The following is a 15,523-nucleotide window of genomic DNA, read 5'->3' on the forward strand; positions in this document are numbered from 1 at the left end:
GGGCTGATAATCCGTGGCCGGCGCTACGCAGTTTTGCGCGCAACGCAACGGCACCCGCGCTCATCGGTGATGAACGCGGGCGTGGTTCAGGCGGGTTGGGTCGAGCGGGTCAGCGGCAGGTTCAGCCAGCGCCGACCGGTGGCATTGCTGACCGCGTTGCCGAGCGCAGCAGCCATCGGCCCTTGGACGATTTCGGCAGCACCGAGGAAGGGTTCGCCCGGTTGATCGAGCAAATGCACGTCGACTTTTTTTGGCAATTGGGTGAAACGCAGAATCGGATAACCGCTCCAGTCGTAGCTGCGAATGCCGCCCGCGTCGTAGGCGACTTGTTCGTAGAGCGTCCAGCTGGCCGACTGGACAATGCCGCCCTCGACCTGATTGCGCAGGCCATCGGGGCTGACGATCTGGCCGACGTCGACCGCCGTGACCACATGATCGACGCGAATTTCGCCGGTCTGCGGATGCACCCGCAGTTTCACCGCGAGGGCGCAGTAACCCATGATGTTTTTGTAGCGGGCGAAGGCGAAACCGATCCCCGCGCCGGGCTCGTTGCTCTTGTGTGGCCAGCCGATTTCATCACGCACGCGCTCGATCACGGCGCGGGCACGCGGATCGCGCAGATGCGCCAGGCGCAACGCTACCGGATCGAGCCCTCCCTTGATCGCCAACTCATCAATACCTGCCTCGATCGCAAAGATGTTGATGTGCGCACCGAGCGAGCGCATGGCCGAAGTGCGGAACGGCATGGTGGTGACGAAATTCATGTTGATCCGCGTCGCGCCCAGTTCATACAGCGGCACCGCGTTGCGATCACCGTCACCTTCGGGCTGAGCGATTGGCACCGACGGCGCCGAGGCGAAGGGTTTCGCCAACAGGCGTGCCGGCAGCAGGCGACCGGCATTGACGATGCGTTCGTTGTGCGGCGTGGTCCACAGCTCGTAGTTCCAGTTCTGCAAACGGCCCTGACTGAGGCCGGCATCGACTTCGGTGACCATCGCCGAACTGTACGGCTCCCAGAGATTTTCCTGCTCGCGCATCCATTGCACGCGCACCGGCGTGCCCGGCAGGCGCATCGCGATCAGCGCAGCATCGGCGGCGGCATCATCGGCGCCGTTGTGGCCGTAGCAACCCGAGCCTTCGGTATGAATGCAGCGCACACGGTCCGGCGGCAGCCGCAGCATTTCGGCGATACCGGCGCGCAGCGGATAGACGCCCTGGGTGTGGGTCCACACCGTGAGCACGCCATCGTTAAACCAGGCCACCGCACAGGACGGGCCGATCGAGCCGTGCATCAAATACTGCTTGGTGACCCGCGCTTTGAAGCGCGTTTCGGTCACGCCGCCGGGATTGCCGTTATTGCTGATCGGATAGCGCTTGGAGGGCAGCTGCTTGAGCAAATCGTGAATCCCGGCGGCTTCGGGAATCGCCTCGCCGCCGCTCCACTTGGCACTTTCCATGCCGGCGCGCATGGCCTTGATCGCTTGCCACTCATCACGGGCGACCACCGCCAGATAGTTGCCGTCGCGAATCACTTTGACCACGCCGTTCAACGCCTCGATGGACGCAGCATCGAACGCCTGAAGCGTGCAGCCGGGACGCGGCGGGCGGATGACACGCGCGTGCAGCATGCCCGGCAGGCGCATGTCCTGCACAAATGCCGCGCCGCCGCTGACCTTGGCCGGAATGTCCAGGCGCGGCAGGTTGTGCCCGATCAGTTTGAAGTCGGCCGCCGCCATCGTCGGTGATTGCGCCTTGGCGTATTGGTGCATATCGACATGCTTGACCGCGTCGGCATAAGCAATGCGCTGACCAGTCGGCCCTTCGATGATTCCGTCGCGAGTGCTCAGTTGCGCAGCATCGACTTGCCAACTGCGCGCAGCGGCATCGACGAGCATTTCGCGCACTTGCGCGGCGGCGTTGTACAGCGCGGTGCCGCTGTCGAAAATGCTGTGGCTGCCGGCGGTGTAGCCTTCGTTGGGCGTCAGCGCAGTGTCGGCGGTGAGCAAGTTGATTGCGCTGGCCGGCACCTGCAAACGCTCGGCGGCGATTTGCAGTAACGCGGTTTTCACTCCAGTGCCCAGTTCGACTTTGCCGGTGTACACGGTGATGCCGTCGGCACCGATGCGAATCCACGCGTCCAGGTAAGGGTTGGTGCGCAGGCTGCCGGGCAGATCGGGGGCCAGCACTACGGTGCCGAGGGTGTCGACTTCGGTGTCGGCCAAGACACGCCGCGCTACCGGCATCAGGGTGAAGGCCATCAGCAGTGCGCCGCCACGCAGGAAGGCCCGGCGGCTGGGGTTCAAGCCGTTTGCTTCGCTCATGTCAGGCTCCCGCTATGCCCGGCCACCTGTTTGATCGCCTCGATAATGCGCAAGTGCGTGCCGCAACGGCACAGATTGCCGGCCATGTGTTCGCGGATGGTTTGTTCGTCCGGGTGCGGATCACGTTCGAGCAACGCCTGCGCGCGCATCAGCATGCCGGCAATGCAGTAACCGCATTGCGCCGCCTGCTTGTCGATGAATGCCGTTTGCAACGGGCCGGGTTTTTCTGCGCTGCCGAGGCTCTCCACGGTGCGGATCTTTTTCCCTTCAAGGCCCGCGCACGGTGTCAGGCAGGCGAACACCGGCTGGTCGTCGACGATCACCGTGCACGCGCCGCACTGGCCCAGGCCGCAGCCGTACTTGGCGCCGTTGAGGTTCAAGTGATTGCGCAGCGCATACAGCAGCGGCATGTCCGGCTCCAGCTCCAGCGCTTGGGCGGCTCCATTGACGGTGAGAGTGATCTGGCTCATTTCGTCTCCTGACGTAACGCTTCAATAGTGGAAGAAAGGTCGGTCCATGGCTGCTCGGGTCTGGCTTGCTCGCGCAAATACGCCGCCAGTGCGCCGAGCTGGGCGTTATCGAGGCTGGCGGCGAACGGCGGCATCACCGGGCCGGGCGCGCCGGGAATGGCGGGCACGCCTTCGAGCACGGTCTTGAGAAAGTTGCGCGGGCTGGCCGCTTGCAGCGCCGAAGTGCTTTGCAGGCCTGGGCGGCCGTCGATTTCGCGCATCGGCGCGGCGGGTGCGTGACATCCGGCGCAGGCGCTGCTGAAGAGCAGGGCGCCGGTGCTGTGATCCGCTGGACTGCTCGGCTGCTTTTTCGGGGTGATCTCGGTCACCGCGTGTGGGCTTTGCAGGCTCAGCAGGTAGTCGGCAATCGCCTCGGCCTCACTGGCCGGCAAGCGCGCCAGACTCAGGCTGACCGGGCGCATCGGGCCGGCGGGTGTGCCGTGACCATCGACCACGTCAGCGCGCAGGTAGCCGACCAATTGCTCGCGATTCCATGGATTGGCGCGTTGGCCGAGGCCGACCAGTGCCGGCGCTTCCCAACCATCAACGCTGCCGCCCTGCAGATACTCCGAGGATTTCTCCGCGCCGATCAGGTTCAGCGGCGAATGGCAGCCGGCGCAGTGGCCCGGGCCGTCGGCCAGATAACGTCCGCGATTCCATGCCGCGCTGTGTTCGGCCAGCGGCGTCAGTGGCTCGCCGTGCAGAAACAGCAGGTTCCAGAACGACACCAGCGGGCGGATGTTCATCGGGAAGTTCATCTGATTCTGCATGGCGGGCGCGTGTACGGCGGGGCCGCTCATCAAGTAGGCATAGGCGTCGGCGATGTCTTCGGAGCTCATGCGCCGGTAGTGCACGTAAGGAAAGGCCGGGTAGAGAAAGTGGCCGTCGCGGGCAATGCCTTCGCGCATCGCCCGCTCGAAGGCCGGCAATGACCACTCGCCGATGCCGGTCTGCGCATCTGGAGTGATGTTGGTGCTGTACAGCGTTCCGAACGGCGTCACCAGCGGCAGCCCGCCGGCCAGGTATTCGCCGCCGGGGCGGGTGTGGCAGACCGCGCAGTCACCGGCCTCGACCACCCGTGCGCCGCGTTGCAACTGCGCAGTATCGAATGACGTGGGGCGTTTGATTGGTGCGATCGCTGGGCGCCACATCAGCGCGACGGCGACGATCAGGCCGAGCACCGCGAGCACGGCCACGCTGATCCACAGGGTTCTGGATTTGAGCAAATGGCTGTTCATGGTCGGCAGAAAAACGCGGCGGACAGTGGCAGGACGAGTGCAGTGCGGGTCATGGAAACGCTCCTTGTAGCAGCCGGGAAGGGCGCCGATGCGGACGTCAGCGCCAGGGCCAAAGCGTAGAGAAGACCCTTGCAGCGGAGAATCACCGGCCCGCGCAACAGCGCGTTGCGCCACAAGCAACGTTGCGCGCCGCGCATCAGTGCGTTGCCAGTGGCACGGATTCTCGCCCCCGCCGGCTCACCGTAGCCTTGGCACAACTTTCCCGAACTCAACGAGGTGTCACCATGCTTACGGGCAACCCTGCCGTTGCGGCCCCGGCCGAACAGCCTGCTTCACTCTCCGGCCTGATGGTCGCGTTTCTGGCATTTTGCTGCGGCGCGGTCGTCGCCAACCTGTATTACGCACAACCCATCGTCGAACTGATCGCGCCGCAGATCGGCCTCTCCAGCGCCAATGCCAGCCTGATCGTGTCGCTGACCCAATTCGGTTACGCCTTGGGCCTGTTGCTGCTGGTGCCGTTGGCCGACCTGATGGAAAACCGCCGTCTGGTGGTCGGCTTCACTCTCGCTGCCAGCGTAACGCTGCTGTGCGCTGGCCTGACTCATTCGCCGTCGCTGTTTCTGCTGCTCTCTTTGCTGATCGGCCTGACTTCGGTGGCAGTGCAGATCCTCGTGCCGCTGGCGGCGCATCTGGCGCCGGAAGCCAGCCGGGGCCGCGTGGTCGGCAATATCATGAGCGGCTTGCTGCTGGGGATTCTGCTGTCGCGGCCGCTGTCGAGCCTGTTGGTTGAAGTATTCGGCTGGCGCGGGGTGTTTTACAGCGCGGCGGCACTGATGGCGGTAATCGCGCTGATTACCGCTGTGGCACTGCCGCGACGGGTGCCGACGCACAAAGCCACCTATGTCGCGTTGATCGGTTCGGTGTTTGCCTTGGCCCGACGCTTTCCTGTGTTGCGCCAGCGTTCGCTGTATCAGGGTTTGCTGTTCGCCAGTTTCAGCCTGTTCTGGACTCTCGCGCCGATTGAGCTGATGCGTCACCACGGTTTCAGCCAGGCGCAGGTGGCGATCTTCGCTCTGGTCGGCGCGGTGGGTGCGATTGCTGCGCCGATTGCCGGGCGTCTGGCCGATGCCGGGCACGGTCGTCGCGGTACCTTGGTGGCGTTGCTGCTGGCGCCGCTGTCACTGTTGATCGCCGCGTTGCCGGGCAGTGGTTACGTGTGGCTGGTGGTGTGTGCGGTGCTGCTGGATTTTGCCGTGCAGCTGAACATGGTCCTCGGCCAGCGCGAGGTCTACGCCCTCGACCCGCACAGCCGCGCCCGCCTGAATGCGGTGTACATGACCAGCATCTTCGTCGGCGGCGCGCTTGGTTCACTGGTCGCCAGCCCGCTGTACGAACACTTCGGCTGGAACCTCTCGGCCGTCGCCGTAGCGGTGTTGCCGGCGTTGGCGCTGGCGTTGTTCCTGAGCCGCAAGGCTGATGGCTGAGGTCGCGATGAGGCCCGGCAAGCACGACGATACAAGACGTGTGGCGAGCACTGATGCACAATCAGCGGCGTTCCCTCACCACCGGATCCCGCTTATGGACAAGTTGCTGGCCTTGAAGATGTTTGTTGAAACCGTGCGCTGCGGGGGCTATTCCTCGGCGGCGCGCAAGCTTGGGATTTCGACGTCTTCGGTGACACGGCAAGTGGCGGGGCTGGAAAACGAGTTGGGCGCCAGCCTGCTCAATCGCACCACGCGCAACACCAGCGTGACCGTCGCCGGTCAAACCTATTTCGAGAAGGCCGTGGCCATTCTCGATGCTATCGACGAAGCCGATGCGGTGGTCGCCGATCGTGGCAGTGATGCCCAGGGCCGCTTGCGCATCAGCGTGCCGGTGGAGTTTGGCCGCCGGCTGATCGCGCCGCACCTGAGCCGCTTGCTCGAACGCCATCCGGGGCTGGAGATCAGCCTGTCGCTGAGCGATCAGGTCAGCGATTTGCTCAGCGAGCAGATCGACGTTTCAGTGCGGCTCGGCTCGACGGTGGTCAGTGAAGACATCGTCAGCAAACGCGTCGGGCAGTTTCAGCGTTGGATTGTCGCCAGCCCGGATTACCTCGCGCGCAGCGGCGTGCTCGAACATCCACGGGATCTGCTAGAGCACCAATGCCTGCGCTTCGACTACGGCGGCAGCCATCACCACTGGACCTTTCAGGGCGACGAAGAGCCGATTCAGCTCAACGTTGCGGGCCGCCTGCAAAGCAACAACGCCGACATCCTTCGCGAAGCCGCGATCGGTGGTGGCGGGGTGGCGCTGCTGGCCGACTGGCTGGTGCGCGACGACGTCGCCGCCGGGCGCCTGACGCGCTTGCTTGAGCACTACGAGGTCAATCCCGGCAGTGCCAGCAGTTGCATCAACGCGCTGTACCTGCCCAACCACCGTGGTTCGAGCCGGATCAACGTGTTCATCGATTTTCTCGTGGAAATCCTCAAACCCGCTGCTTAGCACTGCACACTCTGTTGCTGCAGCCGCTGCACACTGCTTGTATGCTTGCGCCCCGGAACACGTGGCCGCCGTGAGTGCCGACGTTCGAATGATGGCTGGAATGGATACCGGACTTCCTTAAGGTACTGACGTGAAGCGTGATACTCGCCTTGTAATGCTCCTGCTGCTGGTGATCGGCTGTTCCCTGACTTCGCTGACGATCTGGAAAGTCTGGTCTTCGCGTGAGCGCGCGCTGGCCGAGGTCGATGTGCATGGCCTGAACCTGACCCAGGCGCTCAACACCTACACCGAAGGCATTGTCCGGCAAAGCTCGCTGCTCTTGCTCGGGCTGGTCGAGCGCCTGGAAACCGAGGGCAACGGCCCGGCGCAGATTCAGCGCATCCAGAGCCTGATCGACCGCCAGCAGCCGCTGATGCCACAGCTCAGCGGCATCATCATCTATGACCGGAACGGACATTGGCTGATGTCCTCCAACCGGCCGATTCCGGAGGGCGCCAACAGCAGCGACCGCGCCTATTTCATTCACCACCGTGAAAACCGGAGCCGCGAGCCGTTCATTGGCCCGCCGATCCAGAGCCGTGCCAATCATGAATGGGTGGTGACCATCAGTCGGCGCTTCAATGACGCCGGTGGCCAGTTCGCTGGCGTTGTAGCAGTGACGCTGGGGGTGGAAAACTTTTTGCGCGTGTTCGGCAAGCTCGACGTTGGCCAGGACGGCGCGATCGGTCTGTCGTACACCGATGGCACGCTGCTGGTGCGCTACCCGTTCCGCGAGCAGGACATGGGCCGCAACTTCTCCAAATCGCCGATCTACGCCAAATACCTCGTCGACCGCTCGGTCGGCACTGCCTCCTACACCTCCAGCCTCGACGGTGTCGAGCGGCTCTACGCGTTCCGCAAAAGCGAAACGCTGCCGCTGATCACCACCGTGGCCCTGGGCAAGGATGAAGCGCTAGCAGCGTGGCGTATCGAAGCGGCGCTGTCGGCGGTGGTAGTGATCGGGCTGCTGGGGCTGACCGGGCTTATCGGTTGGTTCCTGATTCTTGATATCCGCCGCCGCACTGAGGCTGAAGAGGCGTTGCGCGATGCCCAACAGCAGCTGCTTGCGTCCAATCGGCAACTGGAATTGCTGGCGCTGAAGGATGCCCTGACCGGCCTGGCCAACCGCCGCTGTTTCGATGAAACGCTGACGGTGGAAGCGCGGCGCGCGCAGCGTGACGGGACTTCGCTGGCCTTGCTGATGATCGATATCGACCACTTCAAATTGTTCAACGATGCCTTGGGCCACGTTGCCGGCGATGCCTGCCTGCAAGCGGTCAGCAAGATTCTTGAAGGCTGCGTGCGACGCCCCTCGGATCTGGTCGCGCGCTACGGTGGCGAGGAAATGGCGGTGATCATGCCGGCCACTGACAGCGCGGGGGCGACGGTGGTGGCGCAACTGATGCTCGAGCGTTTGCAGCAAGCGAACATCGCCCACCCGGGCAGTCCGTTTGCTCGGATCACGGTGAGTATCGGCATGGCGGTGGGGACGGGCGCGCAGCTGGATTCGCTGCCGCAACTGATCGAGGCCGCCGACCAAGCGCTCTATCGCGCGAAAGCGGCGGGGCGCAACGGGATGGCCAGGCAGGCCTGAGGCGCACTAGAAAGCTTCGCCGCTATCCAGTTTCGCCAACAGCATTTGTCCGCGTTGCCACAGTGCATCCTGCTTGGCCAGCGGCATGCGGTCGAGGTTCTTGTACATCATGCCCATGCGCTGATTGCCACGCAGAATATCGCCGTGGCGCATGAGGAAATGCCAGTACAGCGCATTGAACGGGCAGGCATCGTCCGCGCTGCTTTCCTTGACCTTGTAGGCGCAATCGCCGCAGTAATCCGACATTCGATTGATGTACTGGCCGCTGGCGCAGTAAGGCTTGGAGCCGAGATAACCGCCGTCGGCATGCATGACCATGCCCAGGGTGTTGGGTAGTTCGACCCAGTCGAAGGCGTCCATGTAGATCGCCAGATACCATTCGCAAATCTCTTTCGGCGCAATCCCGGCGAGCAAGGCAAAGTTGCCGGTGACCATCAGCCGCTGGATGTGGTGGGCGTAGGCATGTTGCAGGCTTTGGCCGATGGCCTGGCGCATGCAGTTCATCTGTGTCTGCCCGGTCCAGTAGAACTCCGGCAGCGCACGCGTGTTAGCAAACACGTTGCCCTCGGCGTAATCCGGCATCTTCAGCCAGTACACACCGCGCACGTATTCGCGCCAGCCGATCAGCTGCCGAATGAAGCCTTCGGCAGCGTTGAGGCCGATGCTCCCTGACCAGTAAGCCGCCTCTACATCGCTGCACAGCTGACGCAAATCGAGCAGGCCGATGTTCAGCGCCGCGCTGATCCGCGCGTGAAACAGAAACGGCTCATCACTGGCCATGGCGTCCTGGTAATCACCGAAACCGGCCAGCGCATAGTCGAGAAAGTACTGCCACAAGGCTTGGGCGTCGGCGTGGGTCACCGGGTAATTGAAGTCGTCCAGCGTGCCGTAATGGCTGGCGAAGCGCTCGCCGACCAACGCCAGCACCTCTTGGGTGATTGCATCATTGGCGAAACGTGCCGGGTAGGGCGGTTTGGCGTGTTTAGGCAGCGCCTTGCGATTCTCCGCATCGAAATTCCACGCACCGCCGACCGGCGTGCCGTCACCATTAAGCAGCAGCCGACTCTTGCGCCGCATCTCGCGGTAGAAGAACTCCATGCGCAGCTGTTTCTTGCCGCTGGCCCAATGGGAGAACTCTTCGCGGGAACAGAGGAAGCGGCTGTCTGAATGCCAGTGCACGGGCACGCCCGAATCTTTTATTGATTGCTCAAGGCGCCAGTCGCCGCATTCGGTGATATGAATCTGTTCGGCGCCGGTGAGGGTTTGCCAGCGCTGTAGTTCGCCGGGAATTGAGCCGCTGTTATCCGGGTCGTCGAGGCGGACGTACTGGACGCGGTAGCCTTTATCGCGCAACGCCTCGGCAAAGTGGCGCATGGCGCTGAAGATCAGGGCGATCTTTTGCGGATGATGAGCGACGTGGGTCGCTTCCTCCATGACCTCGACCATCAGCAGCAGGTCGTGCTGGGGATCGAGTGGCTGCAGGGAGGCCAGGTCGAAAGACAGCTGGTCGCCGAGGATCAGGAGCAAACGGTGGGCAGGGGGCATGGAGCGAAGTCCGGTGAACGATTCGAACTCCAATAGTTATACAGATTGTTTGTTATGTATAGGTATTGTGCGCGCAGTGTCCCGTGTGGGAGCTGGCTTGCCAGCGATAGCGTTTTGTCAGGCACACATGCATCGACTGATCTGACGCCATCGCTGGCAAGCCAGCTCCCACAGGGATTTGTGTTGTGTGCTTATGCGGGGTAGGTCGGATAGTCGATATAACCCTCGGCACCGCCGCCATACACCGTCGCCGGATTCAATTGGTTCAACGGCCAGTCATTGGCAATCCGCGCCGGCAGGTCCGGGTTAGCCATGAACGGTCGGCCAAACGCAACGAGATCGGCCAGCCCCGACTCAAGCAATTGCGCGCCGGTTTTGGCGGTGTAGCGACCGGCATAAATGATCGCGCCGCTGAACGTGTCGCGCACGGCTTGGCGAAAGGTCTGCGGCATGGCTGGGGCGTTGTCCCAGTCGGCTTCGGCGATCGACAGGTAGGCGATGCCGACGTCTTCAAGAATCTTGATCGCGGCAATGTAAGTTGTGTGCGGATCTTCCTCGACCAGGCCCAGATACGTCCGCGCTTCATCGGTGGTAGTGAACAGCGGCGCGAACCGCACACCGACCTTGTCCTTGCCGATGCATTCGGCGACGCCGGCCACCACTTCGCGCAAGAAGCGCAAGCGATTGTCCAGCGAGCCGCCGTATTGGTCGGTGCGCAGGTTACTGTGGGCGGAGATGAACTGGTTGACCAGATAACCGTTGGCGCAGTGCAGTTCGATGCCGTCGAAACCCGCATCCATCGCGTTGCGCGCGGCCTGAATGTACAACTGAATCAGTTCCTGAACTTCATCGGTGCTCAGCGCGCGCGGAGCGGACGGCGGCACCAGTTCACCGGCACCGGGCGCGGTTTCGATGAACACGCTGACGCGGTCCGTCGCCACCGCAGAGGCCGACACCGGCGCATCGCCGTTGGGCTGCAACGCCGTGTGCGAGACCCGACCGACATGCCAGAGTTGGGCGAAGATCACCCCATCCACGGCGTGAACCGCCTCGGTGACTTTGCGCCAACCGGCGATCTGTTCCGGAGTGTGAATGCCCGGCGTCCACGCATAACCTTGGCCGCGCGGTTCGATCTGCGTGCCTTCGGTGACGAGCAAACCGGCACCGGCGCGCTGCTGGTAATACTCGGCCATCAACTCGTTGGCGACATTGCCCGGTTGCGTGCTGCGCTGGCGGGTGAGGGGCGGGAGGACGATGCGGTTTTTCAGGGTGTGTGCGCCCAATTTGGCAGGCGTGAAGAAAGCGTTATTCATGGAGTAAGCCTTGAATCTGATTAGACCAGTCGACTAGTGACTGGGCAAAAAAACAACGCCGGGCGGTACGCACACGGCGTTGATCGGATTGGAGCGATGGATTCAGCCGAGCATCTTCAACAGCTTTTCGGCAACGGCGGCAGAGCTGGCCGGGTTCTGGCCGGTGACCAATTGCCCGTCAGCGACCACATGCACCTGCCAGTCGGCAACTTTCGAATAGCGCCCGCCCAGACGCTGGAACTCGTCTTCGATGAGGAACGGCACCACGTCAGTCAGGCCGACCGCCGCTTCTTCGGCATTGGTGAAACCGGTGACGTCACGGCCCTTGACGATCGGCTGGCCGTCAGCGCGCACCACATGACGCAACACGCCGGGTGCGTGGCAGACAAAACCGTGAGGTTTGTTGGCGCGGTCGAAGGCTTCGATCAGCGCGATCGAGGCCTTGTCTTCGGCCAGATCCCACAGCGGGCCGTGGCCACCTGGGTAGAACACGGCGTCGAAATCTTCGGCCTTCACATCAGCCAGACGACCGGTGCTGGCCAACGCTTGTTGCGCCGCCGGATCAGCGCGGAAGCGATCGGTTTCGGCAGTCTGCGCGTTTGGCTCATCGCTTTTCGGATCGAGCGGCGGCTGGCCGCCGGCAGGCGATACCAGGGTGACGTCGGCGCCGGCGTCCTTGAAGGCGTAGTAGGGCGCGGCGAACTCTTCCAGCCAGAAGCCGGTCTTCTTGCCGGTGTTGCCGAGTTGATCGTGGGAAGTCAGAACCATCAAGATTTTCATAGAGCACCCTTGGGTTGGTCTGGCATCGGCAGAAGGCGAGGGATTCGCTTGTTGTCGGTGCCGCATGAATTTGTGTGTCGGGGCGCAGCATAGTTTCCAATTAGACCAGTCGTCTAGTAATTTTTTCAGAAAATGTTTTTGCCCGTCGGTTATGGCAAACTCCCGGTCCTGAAAAGTATACGACTGGTCTATTGTCTGGAATTTTGCGCACCATGAAGCCGACCTTTGACGACACCCGCCAACACTTGCTCGACACCGGCCACCGGATGATGGCCGAGAAGGGCTTCACCAGCGTCGGCCTCAACGAGATCCTGCAGACCGCCGGCGTGCCCAAGGGCTCGTTCTATCACTACTTCAAATCCAAGGAGTTGTACGGCCAGGCGCTGCTCGAGGATTACTTTGTCGACTACCTTGCCGACATGGAGCGCCGCCTGACATTGCCTGGGCTGACTGCGTTCGAACGTTTGATGGATTACTGGCAGGGCTGGCAGAACCGCTGCACCCTCGAAGGCCACGGCGATGAATGCCTGGTGGTGAAACTCAGCGCCGAAGTCGCCGACCTCTCCGAATCAATGCGCCTGACCCTGCGCGACGGCGCCGAACGCATCGTCGCGCGGATCACCGAATGCATCGAACAAGGCCAAAATGACAAAAGCTTGCCCGAGGGCGATGCGCGAAAGTTGGCAGAGACGTTGTATCAGCTCTGGCTCGGCGCAAGTCTGCTGAACAAACTGCAGCGCACCGGGCAGTCGCTGGAAACCTCAATGGCGATGACCCGGCATTTGCTTCATGTCTGAGCCTCGCCGCAGATCCCTGTATGAGTGAACCACCGATCTTCATTTAATCCCCAATCTCTGTGGGAGCTGGCTTGCCAGCGATGAGGTCAGCACATCCAGCATTGATGTAGCAGATATACCGCCATCGCTGGCAAGCCAGCTCCCACAGGGATTTGCGGTGATTGTCGCAGTTATGTCCAGGGAGTACCGGATCAGGCCACTCAACATTCAGTCAGGGGATTTTTCCTCTTCAGGCAGTTGGGCGAACCACTGCGCATACGGCGTATTGCTCACCTTGAATCGGTTGTAATCCGGGCTGCCGTCATCCCACCACACCGGCCCGCGTTCACCCAGCGCGACTTTGGCGTCGTTGACGCGAGCTCTCGCTGACTGCAACGCCTGTGCATCGTCGCCACGCTTCGCCTCTCTGACCGCACGCCGCGCTGACATGAGTTCGGCTACAAACGCCTCACGCTCGGCGGCTGGCAGCGCTGGATTGCTGCAACGCCATAGCTGTTGCTTGACCACAAAATAGCGGCCATCGGGGGTGGTGGGGTACATGGGCGATATCCCGCGTGATCCAGTCTCAGACCGGGTAGGACAACTCGCCGATGAGTTTATCCAGCGTAATCGGATAATCGCGCACCCGTACGCCACAGGCGTTATAGATCGCGTTGGCAATGGCCGCCGCGGCGCCGCTGATACCCAGCTCGCCAACGCCTTTGGCCTTCAGCGGGGTGGCATACGGGTCGACTTCATCGAGAAAGATCACTTCCTGATGGGGAATGTCGGCGTGCACCGGCACCTCGTATCCGGCCAGATCGTGATTGACGAAAAAGCCGATTCGATGATCCACCGCCAGCTCTTCCATCAATGCCGCGCCGGCGCCCATGGTCATGCCGCCGATGATCTGGCTGCGCGCGGTTTTCGGGTTGAGGATGCGCCCGGCGGCGCACACGGCCAGTTGCCGACGCAGGCGAATTTCGCCGGTCGCCGCATTGACCGCGACTTCAGCGAAATGCGCGCCGAAAGTCTGCTGGGCAAAACGCTCGGCCAGATCGCCGTATTCCATGCGGTCCTCGCCCGTCAGCTCGCCATTGGCTGCGGCCTGAGCCAAGGCAGCCTGCTGCGAGCCTGCGCGAATTTGCCCGTCGACAAACTCCGCTTGCTGCGGGTCAATCCCGACGGCGCGAGCGGCGGCCTCGCGCAATTTCAGGCACGCGGCATACGCGCCGGCAGTGGAGGAGGCTGCGCCCCACTGGCCGCCGGAGCCCGACGATTCCGGAAACCGCGAATCGCCCAAGTGCACCACGACACGGTCCAGCGGCACGCCCATCATTTCGGCGGCGGTCTGGGCGATGATGGTGTAACTGCCGGTGCCGATGTCGGTCATGTCGGTTTCCACGGTGATGACGCCTTGACGATCGAGACGCACCCGCGCCGCCGAAGCGGTCGTCGGTGCGCCGCGAATCGCCGAGGCCAGCCCGATGCCGATCAGCCAACCGCCCTCACGGCGCTGAGCGGGTTGAGGGTTGCGCTGACGCCAGCCGAAGCGTTCGGCCCCAGTGTTCAGGCATTCCACCAACTGCCGTTTGGAGAACGGCCGCGACGGTTGCTCCGGATCGACCTGCGAATCGTTGAGGATGCGCAACTGCAGCGGATCCATCTGCAGCTTTTCGGCCAGTTCATCCATGGCGATTTCCAGCGCCATCATCCCCGGTGCCTCGCCCGGCGCGCGCATCGCCGAACCCTCGGCGAGATCGAGCACGGCGAGATTCAAACGGGTCATGCGATTGGCCCCGGCGTAAAGCAATCGGGTTGACGCGGTAGCCGCTTCGGCGCGTCCGCCGCGCAGATTGCCCGACCAGCTCTCGTGGCCGATCGCCGTGATCACGCCGTCACGGTTGGCACCGATGCGCAGGCGCTGAAGCGTCGCCGGACGATGGGTCAGGTTGTTGAACATCAGCGGCCGCGGCAGCGCGACTTTCACCGGTCGCCCGGCATGTCGAGCGGCCAGGGATGCCAACACTGCGTCGCAAAGAATCGTGCCCTTACCGCCGAAACCACCGCCGATATACGGCGAGATCAGGCGCACATCTTCCTTGGCGATGCCGAGGGTTTTCGCCAGATCGCGCACGCCCCAGTTGATCTGTTGGATCGATGTCCACAAGGTCAACTGCGTGCCGCTCCAGCGGGCAATGGTTGCGTGCGGTTCCATCATCGCGTGGGCCTGGTCAGGCGTGCTGTAGTGCTGATCGATTCGCACGGGCGCAGCGTTGAAGGCGCTTTCGAAGTCACCGACGCTGGTCTGCGGCGGCGGGCCGAAACCGGCCGGTGGCGGTGGGGTTGCGGAGTCTTTCGCAGCCGCCAGATCGAAGGAACCTGGTTCGGCCACGTAGCGGATGTCGAGCAAGCCGGCGGCCGCGCGCGCCTGTTCGAAGGTGTCCGCGACGACAATCGCCACGGCCTGGTGATAGTGATCGACCTGCGGCCCGGCCAAGGCCCTGGCTACGTAAAACTCGCCTTTGGCCAATGGCCCGGCGTTTTCGTAAGTGACGATGGCAATCACCCCGGACGCCTCCCGCGCTTGCGTCGAATCGATCGAGGCAATACGCCCCTTGCCGATCCCGGCGCCGACGATATAGCCATAGGCGGCGTCCGGCACCGCTGCGTTTTGCTCGTAGGCGTAGGGGGCGGTGCCGGTGGTTTTCAGCTTGCCGTCGATGCGGTCGGCAGGTTGGCCGATGACGTTCAGCTGGTCGATCGGATTGGAGCCGGCCGGGGTGTCGAACTTCATCTGCAAATTCCTTTCAGACAGGCTGGCTGCGCCCACGTAGCGCGGCGCAGCCATCGGTTGGCGTCGGATCTCTACGAGCCTAGGCCATTGACGCGCCACTGATAATGCGCGGTTTCAGGATGGAGTG

At 62.9% G+C, this 15,523-nt stretch carries 12 protein-coding genes; 4 read left to right on the plus strand and 8 right to left on the minus strand.

Features of this window, described 5'->3' with window-relative positions:
• Window positions 1-86: 86 nt before the first annotated feature.
• From BXA01_RS01715 to BXA01_RS01725, 3 genes are read right to left on the minus strand one after another with little or no spacing between them, the layout of a single operon-like run.
• Window positions 87-2,321 (minus strand): xanthine dehydrogenase family protein molybdopterin-binding subunit, encoded by a 2,235-nt coding sequence (locus BXA01_RS01715; protein ID WP_076562835.1) that lies wholly within the window; start codon window positions 2,319-2,321, stop codon window positions 87-89.
• Window positions 2,318-2,791 carry a (2Fe-2S)-binding protein gene (locus BXA01_RS01720; RefSeq protein ID WP_041480313.1) on the minus strand — a complete coding sequence of 158 codons (474 nt, stop codon included), beginning with the start codon at window positions 2,789-2,791 and terminating at the stop codon, window positions 2,318-2,320. The genes BXA01_RS01715 and BXA01_RS01720 overlap by 4 nt, the downstream gene beginning before the upstream one ends.
• Entirely contained in the window at window positions 2,788-4,056 is a 1,269-nt protein-coding gene (locus BXA01_RS01725; protein WP_442961862.1) for a c-type cytochrome, read from the minus strand. Before BXA01_RS01725 ends, BXA01_RS01720 begins: the two co-directional genes overlap by 4 nt.
• Window positions 4,057-4,352: 296 nt before the next feature.
• Here BXA01_RS01725 and BXA01_RS01730 point away from each other — a divergent pair, with 296 nt between their 5' ends.
• The 3 genes from BXA01_RS01730 to BXA01_RS01740 all read left to right on the plus strand — a co-directional run bounded on the left by BXA01_RS01730 (window position 4,353) and on the right by BXA01_RS01740 (window position 8,185).
• Window positions 4,353-5,552: an MFS transporter gene (locus BXA01_RS01730; protein ID WP_076562840.1), complete on the plus strand. Its 1,200-nt coding sequence runs from the start codon at window positions 4,353-4,355 to the stop codon at window positions 5,550-5,552.
• A gap of 94 nt (window positions 5,553-5,646) precedes the next feature.
• A complete protein-coding gene (locus BXA01_RS01735; protein WP_076562843.1) occupies window positions 5,647-6,552 on the plus strand; it encodes a LysR family transcriptional regulator in 906 nt (301 codons plus the stop codon).
• A gap of 130 nt (window positions 6,553-6,682) precedes the next feature.
• Entirely contained in the window at window positions 6,683-8,185 is a 1,503-nt protein-coding gene (locus tag BXA01_RS01740; RefSeq protein ID WP_076562845.1) for a sensor domain-containing diguanylate cyclase, read from the plus strand.
• A gap of 6 nt (window positions 8,186-8,191) precedes the next feature.
• Here BXA01_RS01740 and BXA01_RS01745 read toward each other — a convergent pair whose 3' ends face one another.
• The 3 genes from BXA01_RS01745 to BXA01_RS01755 all read right to left on the minus strand — a co-directional run bounded on the left by BXA01_RS01745 (window position 8,192) and on the right by BXA01_RS01755 (window position 11,823).
• Window positions 8,192-9,730 carry a cryptochrome/photolyase family protein gene (locus BXA01_RS01745; protein WP_076562848.1) on the minus strand — a complete coding sequence of 513 codons (1,539 nt, stop codon included), beginning with the start codon at window positions 9,728-9,730 and terminating at the stop codon, window positions 8,192-8,194.
• A gap of 191 nt (window positions 9,731-9,921) precedes the next feature.
• Complete coding sequence (locus tag BXA01_RS01750) at window positions 9,922-11,043, minus strand: alkene reductase (RefSeq protein ID WP_076562851.1); 1,122 nt, start codon at window positions 11,041-11,043, stop codon at window positions 9,922-9,924.
• 102 nt (window positions 11,044-11,145) lie between these two features.
• Complete coding sequence (locus BXA01_RS01755) at window positions 11,146-11,823, minus strand: type 1 glutamine amidotransferase domain-containing protein (RefSeq protein ID WP_076562853.1); 678 nt, start codon at window positions 11,821-11,823, stop codon at window positions 11,146-11,148.
• Between the two features lie 212 nt (window positions 11,824-12,035).
• Here BXA01_RS01755 and BXA01_RS01760 point away from each other — a divergent pair, with 212 nt between their 5' ends.
• Window positions 12,036-12,620, plus strand: a complete 585-nt coding sequence (locus BXA01_RS01760) for a TetR/AcrR family transcriptional regulator (RefSeq protein WP_041480321.1) — start codon at window positions 12,036-12,038, stop codon at window positions 12,618-12,620.
• Window positions 12,621-12,827: 207 nt separating this feature from the next.
• Here the strand turns inward: BXA01_RS01760 and BXA01_RS01765 are convergent, their stop codons facing one another.
• Window positions 12,828-13,160 (minus strand): hypothetical protein, encoded by a 333-nt coding sequence (locus BXA01_RS01765; protein WP_076562855.1) that lies wholly within the window; start codon window positions 13,158-13,160, stop codon window positions 12,828-12,830.
• Between the two features lie 25 nt (window positions 13,161-13,185).
• Complete coding sequence (paoC, locus tag BXA01_RS01770) at window positions 13,186-15,396, minus strand: aldehyde oxidoreductase molybdenum-binding subunit PaoC (RefSeq protein WP_076562857.1); 2,211 nt, start codon at window positions 15,394-15,396, stop codon at window positions 13,186-13,188.
• Window positions 15,397-15,523: the final 127 nt, after the last annotated feature.

Source organism: Pseudomonas sp. B10, assembly GCF_900156235.1.
Taxonomy (GTDB): Bacteria; Pseudomonadota; Gammaproteobacteria; order Pseudomonadales; family Pseudomonadaceae; genus Aquipseudomonas; species Aquipseudomonas siliginis.

Bases quoted from the DNA above. Each gene is read 5' to 3' on its own strand.
- BXA01_RS01715 (WP_076562835.1), bottom strand. From the start codon at position 2,321: ATGAGCGAAGCAAACGGCTTGAACCCCAGCCGCCGGGCCTTCCTGCGT.
- BXA01_RS01720 (WP_041480313.1), bottom strand. From the start codon at position 2,791: ATGAGCCAGATCACTCTCACCGTCAATGGAGCCGCCCAAGCGCTGGAG.
- BXA01_RS01730 (WP_076562840.1), top strand. From the start codon at position 4,353: ATGCTTACGGGCAACCCTGCCGTTGCGGCCCCGGCCGAACAGCCTGCT.
- BXA01_RS01735 (WP_076562843.1), top strand. From the start codon at position 5,647: ATGGACAAGTTGCTGGCCTTGAAGATGTTTGTTGAAACCGTGCGCTGC.
- BXA01_RS01745 (WP_076562848.1), bottom strand. From the start codon at position 9,730: ATGCCCCCTGCCCACCGTTTGCTCCTGATCCTCGGCGACCAGCTGTCT.
- BXA01_RS01750 (WP_076562851.1), bottom strand. From the start codon at position 11,043: ATGAATAACGCTTTCTTCACGCCTGCCAAATTGGGCGCACACACCCTG.
- BXA01_RS01755 (WP_076562853.1), bottom strand. From the start codon at position 11,823: ATGAAAATCTTGATGGTTCTGACTTCCCACGATCAACTCGGCAACACC.
- BXA01_RS01760 (WP_041480321.1), top strand. From the start codon at position 12,036: ATGAAGCCGACCTTTGACGACACCCGCCAACACTTGCTCGACACCGGC.
- BXA01_RS01765 (WP_076562855.1), bottom strand. From the start codon at position 13,160: ATGTACCCCACCACCCCCGATGGCCGCTATTTTGTGGTCAAGCAACAG.
- paoC (WP_076562857.1), bottom strand. From the start codon at position 15,396: ATGAAGTTCGACACCCCGGCCGGCTCCAATCCGATCGACCAGCTGAAC.